The following is a 16,792-nucleotide window of genomic DNA, read 5'->3' on the forward strand; positions in this document are numbered from 1 at the left end:
ATGAAGCAGAACATTACGAATTTCGGGGGGGGGTCGAAGACCTATCTCCGTCCGGAAGTCACCGCAACGGAAGTTGTCGTGGAGACCGGCTTTGCAGCCAGCGAGGCATTCCCCGGCGGAAATGCCAAACCTTTCGACGCGTGGGGCGATCGAGTGTTCGATGCCTACGGCGATCCGATCGAAGAATAATAAAACAGACATCCATATGAAACACGCATTTACCAAAGGATTGTTCGTTGCAGCCACTGCAACGCTCATCGCGGCCTGCTCGACCGACGACGCAGCCGACCAAATGCCGGTAGCACCCGGCAAAATCGAGGTCAGCCTCAAAGCCGCGCTGCCCCAGAGCCGCGCGCAGATCGAGGTCGACGAGTCCAACGGACGTTTCTCCGGTTCGTGGGAGGCGACCGACGAGCTGACGGTCTATGCCAAAGGCAGCCAGACGGGCGAAGATATCCAGAAATTCACCTACGACGCCGACGCCAAAGTGTTCAAAGGCCAGCTGACTGAGAAGAAGCAGGACTGGACCTACCAGGCCGTCTACCCTGCCGTCGACGCTACGCCGCTCAACATCCCGTTCGGTGCGGAGCGTACGCAGAAGGGCAGCAATTTCAACGGCGCCTACGATCCCCTCGTGTCGGTACCCGTAACCCATGTCGGCGCCGAGCCGGGCAAGACCCCGCAGGGCGAAGCCGTGACCTTCGGTCTGAAACGTCTGACGGCCATTCTGGCGCTCACGTTCGAGACCGACGACGCCACGGTCAAGGCCGAAAAGGTGAAGTCGGTAGCACTGACCGCCGCCGGCAAGACGATCGCCGCCAAGTCGTTCGACATCACGCTTGGCGACCAGTCGGGCGCCCTCAACGCCTCCGAGCCGTCGGAGACGATCACGCTGAGCTACGAAGCCGGCAGCGAACCGACCGCCGCCTCGTTCAAGGCCTATTTCAACGTTCCGGCCGCCACCTACGGCAAGCTGTCGGTGGTCATCACCACCGAAGGCCACACCGCATCGCTCGACCTGACGACCGACGGCATCGAGCTGCTCCCCGGCGAGTTGGCCTACACGACCAAAGCCGTGAGCGGCTGGACTGCACTCGCTGCCGCTCCGACACTCGAATGGGTTGACAACCCCACCTTCGAGCCGCAGGAGATCAAGGAAGGTATGAGTGTAAAGGTCAATCTGCAAGCAGCAGCCGGTATCGAAGGATTTGTTATCAAGATTAAATCCCCAGCATTATCTGCCATTCTCGGCTCTACATTCCCGCCGGTAGATAATACGATGACATTGGACATGGTTAACGATAAAAATACAGCGACAATCAAAGATATGATTCCGGGATTTCCCGATCCGCTGGCCGGTCATACGGGAGCATTCCAACTCGATCTTTCCACGCTCGTTCCGCTGATTTTATCATTGCCGGAATTGGGTGTTCCAGAGGGGCAAATTTACGGCAACCATGAATTCTCGCTCAGTATGAGCGATGCCCTTGGGCGTCCGATTGAAAAAACGCTGATTTTCTATGTTCCAACCCCTGCTGCCAATCCGACGATTGTTTATAATAACGATGTCAATTTATGGACAAACAAAGCTACGTTCACCTTGTCCGATATACCTTCGAATGCATCTTCGATTGCAGTCAAGTACAAAGCAACAGACAGCTCCGAATGGCTCGACGCCGATGTTAAAGGGACAATCGCAACCGCTTCACCGGAATGGGAAGGTCCTTTCACTACGGTAGAAACCTCTCCGAATTCGACCGTAACACCTTATTATCGCCAAAAAACCGCTACCGGTATCCGAAACGGTAAAACATACGAATATAAATTGATCGTCGACGGCAACGAATATGCTGGAGCAACAACATTTTCCGCCAATACCAAAGAAGCCAATGGCGAAATTCCATCGTTGGATAACGCACAATTGTCATGCTATGATTGGGACAAATGCAATACCGACGATACATGGTGGGCAAGCGGCAATTGCGTGACAAAAATGTTTATAGAAGTTACAACTACTTGCTTAAAGTATGAAAATAATGCAGCTAAATTAGTATCATCCAAACCTCTTGCAATCGTTAAGCTATCGGCAGGAAATCTATTTACCGGCAAATTCAAGAAAGCCGATGCAACCACAGGTGTAGCTTCGTTCGGAGTTAATTATTCATGGAACGTTCGACCGACAGGGATCAAATTTTCTTATTACGGCGCCGTTGCACAAGGAAATCTACAACAACAACACGGCAAGCAGGTAACATCTGCCGAAAATGATTATGCTCGTGTCTATGCCGCTATCATCGATTGGTCGAATTCAAAACCGAGAGCTGTCTCATCGGGTTCCAAAGCTCCAACCGGCACTTGGGATCCCGAAATCGTGGACAATTCGACACATGAACCAACGGAAGTTGAAACATACGGCGGCGGCAAAGTCATCGCCTATGCTTCGTACTGGATCGATAAAAACAATATGCCTGCCGAGTTTTCTACGAAAACGTTGCAGTTCAACTGGTACGACAAAGAGGCTAAACCTACGGATGGAAATTTAAGCCTTATCATATCCTGCGCATCCAATGCTTACGGGGATTTCATGTGCGGTTATGATGGCAATTATATGTATATCAAAGACTTCGAGTGGGTATACTAATCCTCTGAAAACGACAACCCTGCAAATTTCCGGGCGGCCCGACGACCGCCCGGAGATTCGTTAGGGTCGGAAACGGCTGCGGGGAGGGCCGCCGAAAAACTCCCGCGATACGCAAAGAACCGATTAACGCACTTCGAAATGCGCAAACTCAAACTTCTGACACTGATTCTGCTGCTGGGGACGGCCGTCGCGGCCGCCGCCCCGCGGCCGGAATCGCCCGTCGACCGAACGGCCGCCGCACCCGATCCTATGGCAGCGGAAACGTCCGACATCGCCGACGCGGAGCCGCCGCTCACCGCCGAACCCCTTCCCGCGACCGACGTCGCTCCGGTATCGGAGGCACCCGACGGGCCGACTGCCACGACGCCGGCCGGCGACCGTGCAGCCGGACTCACGGCGATCGCGGACGGGGAACAGCCTCAGTCGGCGAAAACCGTCAACCAGCGGCGTGCCGAGCGCGGCATCAGCTCGCGGACCAGCCTCTTCGTCCCCAAGGGACAATGGGTCTTCGGCGGTACGGTCTCCTATTCGACCCACAACAACCGCGACTACGACGTGCTCGTAATCGACGACATCACCTCCGAAGGCTACACCTTCAAGGTCAGTCCGATGATCGGCTACGCGCTGGGCAACAACTCGACGCTCGGCGTGCGCTTCATCTACGGCCGCACGCTGCTCAAACTCGACGGGGCGAACGTCAGCTTCGGCAACGGCGACTCGTCGACAGACCTGAGCGTCGACTATTACTACGCGCTGCGCCACTCCTATTCGTTCGCTGCGGTCTACCGCCGCTACATCCCCTTCGGCGAGTCGAAGCGCTTCGGCATCTTCACCGACATCCAGCTGCTCTTCGGCGGCTCGCAGGGTAAGTTCGCGGCCGATTCGCCGATCAAGGGCACGTTCCAGCGGGGCTTCGACTTCGAGCTGGGCCTCTCGCCCGGCCTGATCGCCTTCGCCACGAACAGCATGGCCGTCGAGGTCAATGTCGGCATGATGGGCATCGGGTACAGCCGCGTGCGGCAGGTACACAATCAGGTGACGACCGGCACGCGCCACCAGAGCGCCATGAATTTCAAAGTCAACCTGCTCTCCATCGGGCTGGGCATATCGTTCTACCTCTAAAACCGCACGGCAATGAAGAAATTCCTACTTTTGATGCTCCTCGCGCCGGCGGCACTGTCGGCCGCGGCCGACTCCGGCGCCGACGCCTCGGTCGTCGTGCGCAAAGACTCGGCCTTCGTCGAGAAACACCGTTTCCTGCCTACGGCCAAGCGCATCGACCGCCGCATCGACCGCAACAAATTCGCCTACAAAGGCGAGGTGGCGCTCGGCATCACGGCCTCCTACGGCACGATTTCGAGCGACGACACCGACATGATGCTCATCCTCGACAACATCAACCTCGACGGGACGATAGCGCAGGTCAACCCCTTCGTGGGCTATTTCTACCGCGACAACAACATGGTCGGACTGCGGCTCGGCTACCGCCATATCGGCATGGGACTGGGCAATCTGGAAGTCGATCTGGGTTCTCAGAACGATCTGGACATCTCGCTCGACAACATGGACTACTCGGGCAACGCCTACTCGTTCGGACTGTTCCACCGCTCCTATACGGGTATCGACCCCAAGGGCAGTTTCGGTCTGTTCGCCGAATTGGAGCTGTCGGGCATGATCGGCCGCTCGGACTTCTCCTACCTGTCGGGCGACACGCCGAAATCGACCCACAGCAAGTCGTTCAAGATGAACATTTCGTTCAATCCCGGCGTGGCGGTCTACATCTTTCCCAACGTCTGCGGAACCCTCTCGTTCGGACTGGGCGGCTTCCAGTATTCGAAGATCGACCAGACCGACCAGGACGGCAAAACCGGCAGCCGCACGGCGTCGAAAATGCGTTTTCGGCTCAACCTTGCCAATATCAACGTGGGTATGACCGTTCATTTGTGGAACAAAAAGAAAGAGTAACCATGAAACGACTCATCCTTTTCGGCGCACTGTGCCTTCCGGCGTTCTTCGCCGGCTGCATCCATAACGACCTGCCCTACCCCGTGGTGACGATCAACATCGAGGCGATCGAGGCCGAAGGGCTCGACGGCGCAGCCCAGATCAACGCTGCGCAGCAGACCGTCATCCTGCCGCTTTTGGAGACCACCGACATCCGCAACGTGCACATCACCTCGGTGACGCTCACCGAAGGCGGGCAGTCGTCGGTCGCCTTCCCCGGCACGTTCGACCTGCGTACGCCGCTCTACACGACGCTGTCGCTCTATCAGGAGTACGGGTGGAGCATCGCGGCCACGCAGACCATCGAACGCTATTTCCGCGTGAAGAAGCAGGTGGGCGCGGCCGAGATCGATCCTGCGAACCGCACGGCGACGGCCTATGTCTCGCGCAGCACCGACCTGCAAAACGTCCCGGTCAAGGAGCTCAAACTCGGCCCGGCCGGAATCACGACCTACTCGCCCGAAATCGAGGGAACGACCTCGTTCGAGACGGTACGGCTGGTCGACGTCACGGCGCACGGCCGCACGGAGCAGTGGCGGCTCCGCGTCGTGCCGACCGACGTCACGGTGCGCATCACGCAGTGCGACGCATGGGCGCGCATCGCATGGCTCGCGGCCGACGGTCTGAGCGACACCGAAATGGGCTTCGTCTACCGCCGCAAGGGCGACACGGAGTGGCTCGCGGTACCCGACGTCGAGATCGAGGGCGGAACCTTCCGCGCGAAACTCGCCGGCCTCGACCCCGAAACGACCTACGAACTGCGAGCCTTCTCCGACACGGACAGCTGCGACATGCGGGAATTCACCACCGAAGCGGCTCCGCAGCTGCCCAACGCCGGATTCGAGACGTGGAGCACCGACCGCAGCGACATCCTCTACCCCTACGCCGCCGACGCGCCGCTGGCCGAGCAGTTCTGGGGTTCGGGCAATCCCGGTTCGATGACGCTCAAAAAACTCGTCACCACCAACGAAAAAGACCCGCGTCCGGGTTCGGAGGGCCAATACTGCGCACAGCTCAAATCGCAGTACGTCGCCTTCCTCGGCGTCGGCAAGTTCGCCGCCGGAAACCTCTTCTCCGGCCACTACGCCGAAACGAAGGGCACCGACGGCATCGTGAATTTCAGCCAGCCCTTCACCTCGCGCCCCGTGGCGCTGCACGGCTGGGTGAAATACAACCGCGGCAAGATGGACTACATCAAAAGCAGCCCCGTGGGCATGAGCTTCGCCAAGGGCGACCCCGACGAAGGCATCATCTACATGGCGCTGGGGCGCTGGACGGCCGCCGAATACGGCGGAACGGAGCAGTCGCCCGTGCAGGTCTACACCCGCGACACGAAGACCTTCTTCGACCCCGAAGGCAAGGACGTCATCGCCTACGGCGAGGTGGTCTTCACCACCAGCGTCGACGAGTGGCGCGAATTCACCGTCAAACTCGACTACACGGCCACGGATGTCGTACCCACGCATCTGATGATCGTCTGCTCGGCGTCGCGCTACGGCGACTACTTCACCGGCAGTTCCGACAGCGTGATGTGGGTCGACGACTTCGAACTGGTCTACGAATAACGTCCCGGAACACGATACGCGAGGGGTCGGCGCTTTCGAAAGCGCCGACCCCTCGCGTATCATTCTCCCTGCGCTACCGCCGCTTCAACTCGGCGCCCAGCATCACGCCGGGATAACGTTCCAGAATCGCGGCGATCTGCTGCAACTTCGGATTCTGCGCATACTGCTGCGACGAAGCGCGCAGCGAACCGAGCGCGGCATTCGCTTCGAAAAGCAGCGTCAGCACGCCGTCGGCATGTTTCGCCCGGCCGGTGAAAGAGACCGGATTGCCGGCGAAGAGGCACTCGACCGTCAGCTCCCCCGTATCTTCGTCGTAGCGGTACACCCCTTCTACCTTATGGGTGTCCAGCACTGCCTTGAAGACACCGCGACGGGAGAAAGAGACCGTCGCCTTGCCCGGTTGCAGCCCCGCCTGCTGGAAATAGGAGGGCAGCTGCCCTTTGAGCGTCGAGGCCGCCAGCGAGGCGAGCATATCGTCGCCCGTGTACTCCATCGCCGGCGCCTGATAGCTCCACGAGCCGAACAGCTCCTTCTCCGGAAGCGGTTCGGGGGCAGCGGTCGCCGCGGCGGACTCCGACGAAGTACCGCCCGTCAACGACTGGATGGCGCTCTTGAACATGTCCTGCCACGACTGCGCCGAAACGGGCGTCGCAAAGGCGGCGGCGAAGGCCGCGATCAAAAACAGACGTCTCATCGTCATTGCTTCGTAAATTCGAATCCCAGATAGAGATCGTCGAACTTGCCGACCAGCGTGCTGACCGTCGCGGCCGTCGTGCTGAACGAAGCGAGTTTCTGCCCCAGCACGTCGACCATTTTCAGCAGCCGCGTAGCCGGAAAGAGGATTTGCAGGTCGGTTCCCGACAAGTAAGTCTTGCCGTTGAGCGTCCCCAGATCGTATTTCGACGACATTTCGAAATGCAGCGCGATATCGTGGCTCTCGCCCGTGAACTCGTAGGTTCCGGTGAACGTCCGGCTGCCGAACGTCGCCGTGAAGCGCTTGTCCGCCGCGAACGAGAACTTGCACGCACCGGCACGGATTCCCGCCAGCGCGTAGAGCTTTTCGAGCTGCTCCTCCATTTTGCCCGTCACGGCCGACGCTCCGACGTCGGCCAGCGCGTTGTCGCTTTCCAACTTCACGCCCGGCGCCTCGTACTGCCAGTCGCCGATCATCAGCGTTTCGGTCGCCTTGCCGCCCGTCGCCTTGTCGACGACGTTCGAGGCCGCGCTCTTCAACGCCTCTTTCCAATCCTGCCCGACGGCCGGTACAACGCAGCACGCGGCCAGCAGGCACATCAAAAGTCTCTTCATAAATTCCGATAATTTGTTTCGTTCACTCCTTTTCGAGCCGGTCGATCTCGGCGAGCCATACCGCGGCGCTCGCATCCGACGGCATCCGCCAGTCGCCGCGCGGCGACAACGCCACCGAACCCACCTTCGGCCCGTCGGGCATCGCCGAACGTTTGAACTGCTGCGAGAAAAAGCGGGAGAAAAAGGTCTTCATCCACCGCAGGATCGTCGCCCGGTCGTAACGCCGGCCGAACGCACGTTCGGCCAGAAAAAGTATCTTCGCGGGCGGAAACCCCTGCCGGACGAAGCGGTAGAGGAAGAAGTCGTGCAGCTCGTAGGGGCCGACCAGCTCTTCGGTCTTCTGCGCGATACCGCCCTCTGCATCGGCCGGCAGCAGTTCGGGTGAGACGGGCGTGGCGGCCACGTCGCACAACACCTCGCGCACACTCCCTTCGGCGCAGTGCGCAGCATACCACTCGACGATATGGCGCACGAGCGTCTTGGGTACCGAGGCGTTGACGCCGTACATCGACATCTGGTCGCCGTTGTAGGTCGCCCAGCCCAGAGCCAGTTCCGACAGGTCGCCCGTACCGACGACCAGCGCACCTTCGCGGTTGGCCACGTCCATCAAAATCTGCGTCCGTTCGCGCGCCTGCGCATTCTCGTAGGTCGTCGAGCGGTCGTCTTCCGGCAGCCCGATGTCGCGGAAATGCTGTTCGCAGGCGGCGCGGATCGGTATTTCGCGCGCCGTGACGCCCAGTCCGCGCATCAACGTCAGGGCATTGCCGTAGGTGCGGCCGGTCGTCCCGAAACCGGGCATCGTGATCCCCACGATCCCCTGCCGGTCGAGTCCCAGCCGGTCGAACGCACGCACCGTCACGAGCAGTGCGAGCGTCGAATCCAGTCCGCCCGAAATGCCGACGACGGCCTTCGTGCTCCGCGTATGCGCCAGCCGGCGCGCCAATCCCGTCGCCTGAATGTTGAGAATCTCCTCGCAACGGCTGTGCCGCCGGTCGTCCTCCGCCGGTACGAAGGGCATCGCCTCGACCGTGCGGTCGAACGGACGGTCGTCGGCCACGGGCATCGTCACGGCGACCGTGGTACGGCCGCCCGCGCCGCTGTGGCGGAACGTCGTCGTGCGGCAGCGGTCGTTGCGCAGCAGCTGGCAGTCGACGTCGGCCACGACGAGCTGCTCGCCGAGCGAGAAACGCTCCGACACGGCCAGCACCGCGCCGTTCTCGGCCACCAGCGCATGGCCGGCGAAGACCAGATCGGTCGACGACTCGCCGAAACCGGCCGAGCAGTAGAGGTAGGCCGCGCGCGTACGCGCCGACTGTTGTACGACCAGCTGCCGCACGTAGTCGCTCTTGCCCACGGTTTCGGGCGACGCCGAAAGATTGAGAATCACCTCGGCGCCGGCCGCAGCCGCCTCCGCCGACGGAGGGGCCGGAACCCACAGGTCCTCGCAGATCTCCACCGCGCACCGCGCACCGCCGATGTCGAACAGCAGGTCGGGCCCGAACGGCACGCTCTGCCCGCACAACTCGATCTCGACCGTCGGGCGCCCCTGACCCGAAGCGAACCAGCGCGACTCGTAGAACTCGGCGTAGTCGGGAATATGACACTTGGGCACGACACCCAGCACTTCGCCCGCGGCCGCCACGACGGCGCAGTTGTAGAGCATGTCGTCCACCGCGACGGGCAGGCCGACCACGAATGCCGTATTCAGCTCCGCCGTGCGCCGCAGCAGCTCCGCAAGGGCCTGTTCGGCAGCAGCCAGCAGCGCCGGTTGCAGGAAGAGATCGCCGCAGGTATAGCCCGTCACCGACAGTTCGGGAAAGAGAACGACCTCGACGCCGCGTCCGGCCGCATCGGCCACGAGCGCGGCGATCCGCTCGCCGTTATAGGCGCAGTCGGCCACCCGCACCGAAGGGATGGCCGCCGCCGTTTTCAGATATCCGTACCGATCCATCGTCAGGCGCTATTTGGCCCACAGCTGCGCCAGGTTCAGGATCACCTGCACGGCCTTGCGCATCGTCGTGAGCGAGCAGTACTCGAACTTGCCGTGGAAATTCATGCCGCCCGTGAAGAGATTGGGGCACGGCAGTCCCATGAACGAGAGCCGCGCGCCGTCCGTGCCGCCGCGAATCGGACGCACGAGCGGTTCGACGCCCGCCATCCGCATCGCCTCCATCGCCTTGTCGATGAGCTGCGGATGCGGCTCGACCATTTTACGCATGTTGAAATACTGGTCTTTCAGCGTGAGCGTCAACACCCCGTCGCCGTATTTTTTCGTCAACAGGTCGACCGCGCTCCACAGATAACTCTTCTTCTGTTCGAACTTCGCGGTGTCGTGGTCGCGGATGATGTAACTGATCTCGGCGCGCTCGACCGTCCCGTCGAAGCCCACGCAGTGGTAGAACCCCTCGTACCCTTCGGTATGTTCGGGACGCTCTGCGGCGGGCAGCATGGCATTCAGCTCGCAGGCCACCTCGATGGCGTTGATCATCTTGTTCTTGGCATAACCCGGGTGGACGTTGCGGCCCTGCACGGCGATCTTGGCGCTGGCGGCGTTGAAGTTCTCGTACTCCAATTCGCCCTCCATGCCGCCGTCGACCGTATAGGCGAAATCGGCGCCGAAAGCCGCGACGTCGAAGTAATCGACGCCCCGTCCCACCTCCTCGTCGGGGGTGAAGCCGATGCGGATCTTGCCGTGTGCGATCTCGGGATGCGCCAGCAGATACTCGGCGGCGGTCATGATCTCGGCCACGCCCGCCTTGTCGTCGGCGCCCAGCAGCGTCGTACCGTCGGTGTGGATGAGCGTATGCCCCTTGAAGAACGCCAGTTCAGGGAAATCGGCCACGCGCATCGTCAACTGACCGTTAAGCACGATGTCGCCGCCGTCGTACTCCTCGATCGTGCGGGGACGGACGTCCTTGCCGCTCATGTCGGGCGAGGTGTCGACGTGCGCGATAAAACCGACGACGGGCGCCGACTCGCAGCCCGGCGTGGCGGGCACGGTACCCATCACGTAGCCGTGCGCATCCATCGTCACTTCCGTCATTTCCAACGCCTTCATTTCGTCGGCCAGCTCGCGCAGCAGCACCAGCTGCTTGTCGGTCGAGGGGAAGGTCCGGCTCTGCTCCGACGACTGCGTGTCGTAGGAGACGTATTTCAGAAATCGATCTTTGAGTTCCATATCTTATTCGTTACAAATGAATTACTCCTGTTCGGGCTTCGCACGCATCGTGTGCCAGGCCATATAGCCGATCAGGGCCGCATACATCGCAAGCCCCAACCATTCGGCGCCGTTCGACGACGCCCACTGCCCGAAGTACCAGTCGGCGCCCGCGAATTTCAGCACGGCTGAAACGACACCCATCAGCGCACCGCCGGCGATGAAGCCCGACGCAATGAGCGTACCGCGGTCGAGCCGCGCCTTGTTCACGGCGTCATCCTTCGAGCGGGTCGAGACGTACCACGCCACCAGACCGCCCACCACCAGCGGGGCGTTCAGCTCCATGGGGATGAACATCCCCAGCGAGAAGGCCAGCGCCGGCACGCCGATCGAGGTGAGCACCAGCGCCAGCACGGCGCCGATGAAATAGAGCACCCACGGCGTCGTGCCGCCCTCCATCAAGGGCTGGATCACGGCCGCCATCGCATTGGCCTGCGGCGCCACGAGCGCACCCTCGCCCACGAAACCGTAGGTGCGGTTGAGCACGATCATCACGCCCGCCACCGTCGCCGCCGAAACGGCCGTGCCGAGGAATTTCCACGCCTCCTGCTTGGCCGGCGTCGTACCGATCCAGTAGCCGATCTTCAAATCGGTGATGAAGCCTCCGGCCATCGAAAGGGCCGTACAGACCACGCCGCCGATGACCAGCGCGGCCGTCATGCCGCTCTTGCCGCTCAGTCCGATCGAGACGAGCACCAGCGACGAAAGGATCAGCGTCATGAGCGTCATGCCCGACACGGGATTCGTCCCCACGATGGCGATGGCGTTGGCCGCCACGGTCGTAAAGAGGAAAGCGATCACGAAGACGATCGCGAGCGCCACGAGCGTCTGCGCCCAGTTGCCCAGCACGCCGAACTGGAAGAAGACCAGCAACGCCGCCAGCGTGGCGATCACGACCGTGAGGATCAGCCGCATCGTCAGGTCGCGCTGCGTACGCACGGTCGTCTGCTCGGCGGTCTTCCTACCGCCCAGCTCCTTCACGGCCAGCCCCAACGCCTGACGGATGATCCCCGCCTGCCGCACGATGCCGACGAGCCCGGCCATCGCGATGCCGCCGATGCCGATCGGCCGGCCGAAATCCTTGAACAGTTGTTCGGGCGATACGCTCGCCGCATCGGGGATCACCGATCCCACCAACGGCACGACGAGAAACCACACCAGGCACGAACCCGCGGTGATGATCGTGGCGTATTTCAGGCCGATGATGTAGCCTAAGCCCAACACCGCCGCACCGGTATTGAGACCGAAGACCACCTTGAACTTGTCGGCGCACATCGCGCCGAAATCGCAGATGCGCGTCGAAACCGATTCCGTCCATGCCCCGAAAGTCGACACCACGAAATCGTACAGTCCGCCCACGGCACCGGCCACGGCGAGCAGCTTGGCCTGCGCGCCCCCCTTCTCGCCCGACACGAGCACCTCGGTGGTGGCCGTCGCTTCGGGGAAGGGATACTTGCCGTGCATCTCCTTGACGAAATAGCTGCGGAACGGGATCAACAGCACGATGCCCAGCAGACCGCCGAACAACGACGAAAGGAAGATCTGGTAAAACGCCGCGTCCAGCCCCAGGATGTAGAGCGCCGGCAGCGTGAAGATCGCCCCGGCGACGATCACGCCCGACGAAGCGCCGATCGACTGGATGATGACGTTCTGGCCCAGCATGTTGCGCTTGCCGAGCACGCTGCCCATGCCCACGGCGATAATGGCGATCGGGATCGCCGCCTCGAACACCTGTCCGATTTTGAGTCCCAGATAGGCCGCCGCAGCCGAAAAGACGATGGCCATGACGATGCCCATCCCGACCGAATAGGGCGTCACTTCGGCGGGAGCGGCCGACGCCGGCAGCATCGGCGTGTACTCCTCGCCCGGCGCCAGCTCGCGGTAGGCGTTCTCCGGCAACGAGGTCAATTGTTTTTCCTGTTCCATTCTCGTTTTTTAAGTTTGAATTCGCGTCTGATTGACAAAGTTAGGAATTTTTTCGAAAAATCGATCTTCCGCCCGCCGAATTCGGCCGATCCGAAAGGAACGGCATGATGAAACGCGGACACCCGACGACCGTCGGGCATCCGCATACTATCCGCGCTTTCTTCTGCCGGACACAGGACAAGCATCAGCCAAAGCACTGTCCGATCACAGCCACTCGATCAATCGTTCCAGTCCGATCCCGTGCGACCCTTTCAGCAGCACGAACTTGCCCGCAAACGGCGACGCCTGCAACGCGGCGGCCGCTTCGTCGCACGTGGCGAACAGACGCACCCGTTCGTCGCCGCACCCCATCGCACGCCACGCGGCGGAGAACTCCGTCCCCACCAGCCACAACTGCTCCACGTCGCCCGCAAGCGCCTGTTCGACCGCCGCACGATGTTCCGCCGCACTCCACGCCCCCAGTTCGAGCATATCGCCCAACACGGCGACCTTGCCGCCGGCCGACTCCTCGCCGAGGAAATTGGCCAGCGACGCCTGCATACTCGACGGATTGGCGTTGTAACAATCGACGACGAGCGTATTGCGGGCCGTCGACCGCCGCTGCGAGCGATTGTTGTCGGGCCGGTATGCGGCCACGGCGTCGCGGATACGCTCCTCGTCCACGCCGAAATAACGGCCTACGGCCATCGCCGCCGCTACGTTCAGGCGGTTGAACGCCCCTTCGAGCCGGTGCCCGACGCCGTCGGCGATCGCCGGATCGTAGAGTTCCACCGCCAGATTTCCCCGTTCGGCGGCCATTTTCACCAGCGTCCCGTCGTCGCGCCGCACGAAGGCACGGCCGCCGTTGGCAGCCAGATAGTCATACAGCTCGCCCTTGCCGCGCCGCACCCCTTCGACACCCCCGAATCCTTCGAGGTGCGCCCGCCCGACGTTGGTAATCAGGCCGAAATTGGGCTCGGCGATCGCACAGAGCAGGGCGATTTCGCCGCAGGCGCTCGCCCCCATCTCCACCACCCCCAACTCCGTGTCGCGCGTCATCGCCAGCAGCGTAAGGGGTACGCCGATATGGTTGTTGAGATTGCCCTGCGTGGCGTAGACCGCGTATTTTTCGGCCAGCACGCGGCTCACCAGCTCCTTGGTCGTGGTCTTGCCGTTGCTGCCGACGATCGCCAGCAGCGGAATGCCGAGCCTGCGACGATGCTCGCGCGCCAGCGCCTGCAAGGCCGCCAGCGCGTCGTCTACCGTCACGATCCGCCCGGCATAGGCTTCTCCGGCCGACGCCGCGACCGCCGGATCGTCGACGACGGCGCAGGCCGCACCGGCATCGAGCGCCGCCAGGGCGAAGCGGTTGCCGTCGAAACGGTCGCCCCTGAGGGCGAAGAAGATCGTCCCTTCACCTGCCCGCCGCGAGTCGGTCGCGACGGCGGGATATCGCTCGAACAACGCATAGAGACGCTGCGTTCCGAGCCGTTCGTTTTCGTTCAATTGTCAATCGTTATTCATCGATTATCAGATATACTCCTCGCCCTTGTTGAACTTCACCTCGTCGATATACTTCTTGATGTTCTGCTCCTCGCCGCGCGGGCAGATCATCAGCACGTCCTCCGTATCGACGACGATGTACTCCTTCAAGCCGCTCACGACGGCCACCTTGCCCGCGGGCAGCGAGATGATGCAGTTGCGCGTATCGTAGGCGTAACAACCCTCCGCAGGCTTGGCGTTGGCGTAACGGTCCTTGCGCGAGAGCTGGTAGAGCGAACCCCACGTCCCCACGTCGCTCCAACCCACGTCGGCATTGGAGCGCACGTAGACGTTGCCGGCCTTCTCCATGACGCCGTAATCGATCGAAATGGGATGGCTGCACGAAAAGACCCGTTCGACGGCCTCGTCCTCCTGCGGCGTACCGAACGCCGCCTCGACCGACGAGAACAGCGCATGGTGTTCGGGCAGGTATTGGGCGAAGGCCCGCACGATATCGCGGACCTTCCAGACGAAAATACCCGAATTCCAGAAGAATTCGCCGCACTGCACGAAGGTCTGGGCCAGTTCCAGATTGGGCTTTTCCGTAAAACTCTTCACCGGACAAATGGTCTCGTCGGCCGAGGCCTGTATATAACCGTAACCCGTTTCGGGGCGTGTGGGACGGATGCCGACGGTCATCAACGCATCGTGGCCCGTCACGAAATCGAGGCACTCGCCGATGATCGAGCGGAACCCCTCCTCGTCGACCACCCAGTGATCGGCCGGCGTGACGATCATCTGCGCTTCGGGATCGTGTTTCCGCAACCAGTAGGCGGCGTAGGCGATGGCCGGCGCGGTATTGCGGCCGATCGGCTCGCAGAGAATCTGTTCCTTGCGGATCTCGGGAAGGATATTGCGGATCAGCTCCTTGTAACGTCGGTTGGTCACCACGATGAAATTTTCGTCGGGCACCAGCGGCGCGAAGCGTTCGAACGTATGGCGCAGGAATGATTTGCCCGTCCCCATGATGTCGAGGAACTGCTTGGGCTTGTTCTGCCGGCTCAGCGGCCAGAAGCGGGTTCCCACGCCTCCCGCCATGATGATACAGTAGCGATTCATATCGTATCTCGTTTGATTGTTCCTGAAATAATATACAAAGATACGAAAAGTCGAGGGCAATGTCAAATTTATTCGAACATTGCCGAACGGGAGTATCTTCGGCAAGCCAAAGATACGAAAAGCCGGAAGCAATGCAAATTAATTTGCTTTTTGCCGAGGCGAAATATTCTCGGTGCAGCCAAAGTGCGATTTCCCTTTGTCAGTCCGCGGCCGGCGGAGGATGTGCCGGACGCCGCAGGCGGAGCGATGCCGCCCTCTGCATGGGCGGCTGCGGGCTTCCGCTCTTCGGCTGCAGCCGAAGAGCGAATCTTTCGAAACTGTATTTTAGCAGGCCTCCGGCCTGCGGGATCGCACTGCAAAAACAACCTAATTCTCACTTCGGGAAGCATCCCGCACCTCCGATTGGGTGTCTCCTGCAAGGAGCGGATTTACCACCTTTTGTCACCGAAAGGTGGCGCCAAAAGTGTCCGCAGAGCACCTACGTCGGGATCGGACGGAGCAATGCGGAATTTGCGGTGCACTGCGCGCAACGATGATTATTTGCTGATCTCCTATTTTAGCAGGTCTCCGGCCTGCCGGATCGCACTGCGAAAAGAGCGGAAAGATTCCTACGCTCCACTGCATTCCGTCCGGAACGACAAATCCTGTCATCCTCAGGAGGAAGTCCAAACCAATTCCGACACAGGCATCGCCCCCTGCATCGCCCCGCAAACAGCGGAGAAAAAGGCCGTGTCCGATCGGTTTTCGGCACATTTGCCCGAAAACCGAAAAATAATTCGTAACTTTGCCGGTCAATCTATCAATTGTCGGGCACGAATATGAAGATCAAGCTCTTTACCATTCCCAACCTGCTCACGCTCTCGAATCTGCTCTGCGGGATGATAGCGACGGTGGCGATACTCACCGACGGCGACCTGCATCTGGCCTTCTGGCTGCTGGTGCTGGCGGCCGTCTTCGATTTTTTCGACGGCTTCACGGCACGGCTGCTCCACCAGTCCTCGCCGATCGGGTTGCAGCTCGATTCGCTGGCCGACATGGTTTCGTCGGGCGTCGCACCGACGGCCGTCATGCTCACGCTGGCATGGCAGGCCGGCAGTTCGTGGTGGGCGGCAGACACGGCAGGTCCCTGGAGCTGGATCGTACTGCTGCTGGCCGTCGGGACGGCGCTGCGGCTGGCGAAATTCAACATCGACGACACGCAGCGCACCGAGTTCTGCGGACTGCCTTCGCCCGCGGCGGGCCTCTTCTGCGCCTCGCTGGGTCTGCTCCACGCCGAAGGAATGCTCTCGCTGCCCTATGAAGCCGTACTGCTCGCCGCGGCGGCGACGGCTTGGCTCATGATCAGCCCGATCCGCATGTTCGCACTCAAATTCCACGGCTTCGGCTGGACGGGCAACCGGCTGCGCTATCTCTTTCTGGGGGCGTGCGTCGTACTTATTCTTACGCTCGGCGCATACGCAATTCCCGCGATTTTCGTTCTCTATGTCGTAGTCTCGCTCGTCCGGTGGCTCCTGCAAGGGCGCAGGGCGGCCGAAGCCTAAGAAAGAAAAC

13 protein-coding genes are annotated in these 16,792 nt (G+C 61.2%); 6 read left to right on the top strand and 7 right to left on the bottom strand.

Annotated features, from left to right (window positions below; translation table 11 throughout):
* The 5 genes from FMF02_RS02905 (at window position 1) to FMF02_RS02925 (ending at window position 6,210) form a co-directional block, all read left to right on the top strand.
* On the top strand, window positions 1-189 hold the full coding sequence (locus tag FMF02_RS02905; RefSeq protein ID WP_034780492.1) for a hypothetical protein: 189 nt from the start codon (window positions 1-3) through the stop codon (window positions 187-189).
* A 16-nt stretch (window positions 190-205) separates the two neighbouring features.
* Window positions 206-2,641, top strand: a complete 2,436-nt coding sequence (locus FMF02_RS02910) for a PCMD domain-containing protein (RefSeq protein ID WP_162502263.1) — start codon at window positions 206-208, stop codon at window positions 2,639-2,641.
* Between the two features lie 138 nt (window positions 2,642-2,779).
* The gene (locus tag FMF02_RS02915) at window positions 2,780-3,763 is read left to right on the top strand and encodes a hypothetical protein (protein WP_244611611.1); all 984 of its coding nucleotides are present in this window, start codon (window positions 2,780-2,782) and stop codon (window positions 3,761-3,763) included.
* 12 nt (window positions 3,764-3,775) lie between these two features.
* On the top strand, window positions 3,776-4,606 hold the full coding sequence (locus tag FMF02_RS02920; protein ID WP_141412150.1) for a hypothetical protein: 831 nt from the start codon (window positions 3,776-3,778) through the stop codon (window positions 4,604-4,606).
* Between the two features lie 2 nt (window positions 4,607-4,608).
* Window positions 4,609-6,210 carry a PCMD domain-containing protein gene (locus FMF02_RS02925; protein ID WP_141412151.1) on the top strand — a complete coding sequence of 534 codons (1,602 nt, stop codon included), beginning with the start codon at window positions 4,609-4,611 and terminating at the stop codon, window positions 6,208-6,210.
* A 73-nt stretch (window positions 6,211-6,283) separates the two neighbouring features.
* Here the strand turns inward: FMF02_RS02925 and FMF02_RS02930 are convergent, their stop codons facing one another.
* The 7 genes from FMF02_RS02930 to FMF02_RS02960 form a co-directional block, all read right to left on the bottom strand.
* A complete protein-coding gene (locus FMF02_RS02930) occupies window positions 6,284-6,904 on the bottom strand; it encodes a lipocalin-like domain-containing protein (RefSeq protein WP_162502264.1) in 621 nt (206 codons plus the stop codon).
* A gap of 2 nt (window positions 6,905-6,906) precedes the next feature.
* Window positions 6,907-7,518: a DUF4923 family protein gene (locus FMF02_RS02935; RefSeq protein ID WP_026075088.1), complete on the bottom strand. Its 612-nt coding sequence runs from the start codon at window positions 7,516-7,518 to the stop codon at window positions 6,907-6,909.
* Window positions 7,519-7,540: 22 nt separating this feature from the next.
* On the bottom strand, window positions 7,541-9,469 hold the full coding sequence (locus FMF02_RS02940) for an NAD(+) synthase (protein ID WP_141412153.1): 1,929 nt from the start codon (window positions 9,467-9,469) through the stop codon (window positions 7,541-7,543).
* Window positions 9,470-9,478: 9 nt separating this feature from the next.
* Window positions 9,479-10,696 (bottom strand): peptidase T, encoded by a 1,218-nt coding sequence (gene pepT, locus FMF02_RS02945; protein WP_141412154.1) that lies wholly within the window; start codon window positions 10,694-10,696, stop codon window positions 9,479-9,481.
* Window positions 10,697-10,717: 21 nt separating this feature from the next.
* Window positions 10,718-12,661 (bottom strand): OPT family oligopeptide transporter, encoded by a 1,944-nt coding sequence (locus FMF02_RS02950; protein WP_141412155.1) that lies wholly within the window; start codon window positions 12,659-12,661, stop codon window positions 10,718-10,720.
* Between the two features lie 204 nt (window positions 12,662-12,865).
* Window positions 12,866-14,146, bottom strand: coding sequence for a UDP-N-acetylmuramoyl-tripeptide--D-alanyl-D-alanine ligase (locus tag FMF02_RS02955; RefSeq protein WP_141412156.1), 1,281 nt, complete (start codon window positions 14,144-14,146; stop codon window positions 12,866-12,868).
* A gap of 24 nt (window positions 14,147-14,170) precedes the next feature.
* A complete protein-coding gene (locus FMF02_RS02960; protein ID WP_244611612.1) occupies window positions 14,171-15,241 on the bottom strand; it encodes a mannose-1-phosphate guanylyltransferase in 1,071 nt (356 codons plus the stop codon).
* An 818-nt stretch (window positions 15,242-16,059) separates the two neighbouring features.
* Between FMF02_RS02960 and FMF02_RS02965 the strand changes: the two genes are divergently transcribed.
* Window positions 16,060-16,782, top strand: coding sequence for a CDP-alcohol phosphatidyltransferase family protein (locus tag FMF02_RS02965; protein WP_162852309.1), 723 nt, complete (start codon window positions 16,060-16,062; stop codon window positions 16,780-16,782).
* Window positions 16,783-16,792: the final 10 nt, after the last annotated feature.

Origin of the sequence: Alistipes communis (genome assembly GCF_006542665.1) — a bacterium.
Classification (GTDB): domain Bacteria; phylum Bacteroidota; class Bacteroidia; order Bacteroidales; family Rikenellaceae; genus Alistipes; species Alistipes communis.

Coding starts and splice junctions, on each gene's coding strand:
- FMF02_RS02905 (WP_034780492.1), top strand. CDS start 1: ATGAAGCAGAACATTACGAATTTCGGGGGGGGGTCGAAGACCTATCTC.
- FMF02_RS02910 (WP_162502263.1), top strand. CDS start 206: ATGAAACACGCATTTACCAAAGGATTGTTCGTTGCAGCCACTGCAACG.
- FMF02_RS02915 (WP_244611611.1), top strand. CDS start 2,780: ATGCGCAAACTCAAACTTCTGACACTGATTCTGCTGCTGGGGACGGCC.
- FMF02_RS02920 (WP_141412150.1), top strand. CDS start 3,776: ATGAAGAAATTCCTACTTTTGATGCTCCTCGCGCCGGCGGCACTGTCG.
- FMF02_RS02925 (WP_141412151.1), top strand. CDS start 4,609: ATGAAACGACTCATCCTTTTCGGCGCACTGTGCCTTCCGGCGTTCTTC.
- FMF02_RS02930 (WP_162502264.1), bottom strand. CDS start 6,904: ATGAGACGTCTGTTTTTGATCGCGGCCTTCGCCGCCGCCTTTGCGACG.
- FMF02_RS02935 (WP_026075088.1), bottom strand. CDS start 7,518: ATGAAGAGACTTTTGATGTGCCTGCTGGCCGCGTGCTGCGTTGTACCG.
- FMF02_RS02940 (WP_141412153.1), bottom strand. CDS start 9,469: ATGGATCGGTACGGATATCTGAAAACGGCGGCGGCCATCCCTTCGGTG.
- pepT (WP_141412154.1), bottom strand. CDS start 10,696: ATGGAACTCAAAGATCGATTTCTGAAATACGTCTCCTACGACACGCAG.
- FMF02_RS02950 (WP_141412155.1), bottom strand. CDS start 12,661: ATGGAACAGGAAAAACAATTGACCTCGTTGCCGGAGAACGCCTACCGC.
- FMF02_RS02960 (WP_244611612.1), bottom strand. CDS start 15,241: ATGAATCGCTACTGTATCATCATGGCGGGAGGCGTGGGAACCCGCTTC.
- FMF02_RS02965 (WP_162852309.1), top strand. CDS start 16,060: ATGAAGATCAAGCTCTTTACCATTCCCAACCTGCTCACGCTCTCGAAT.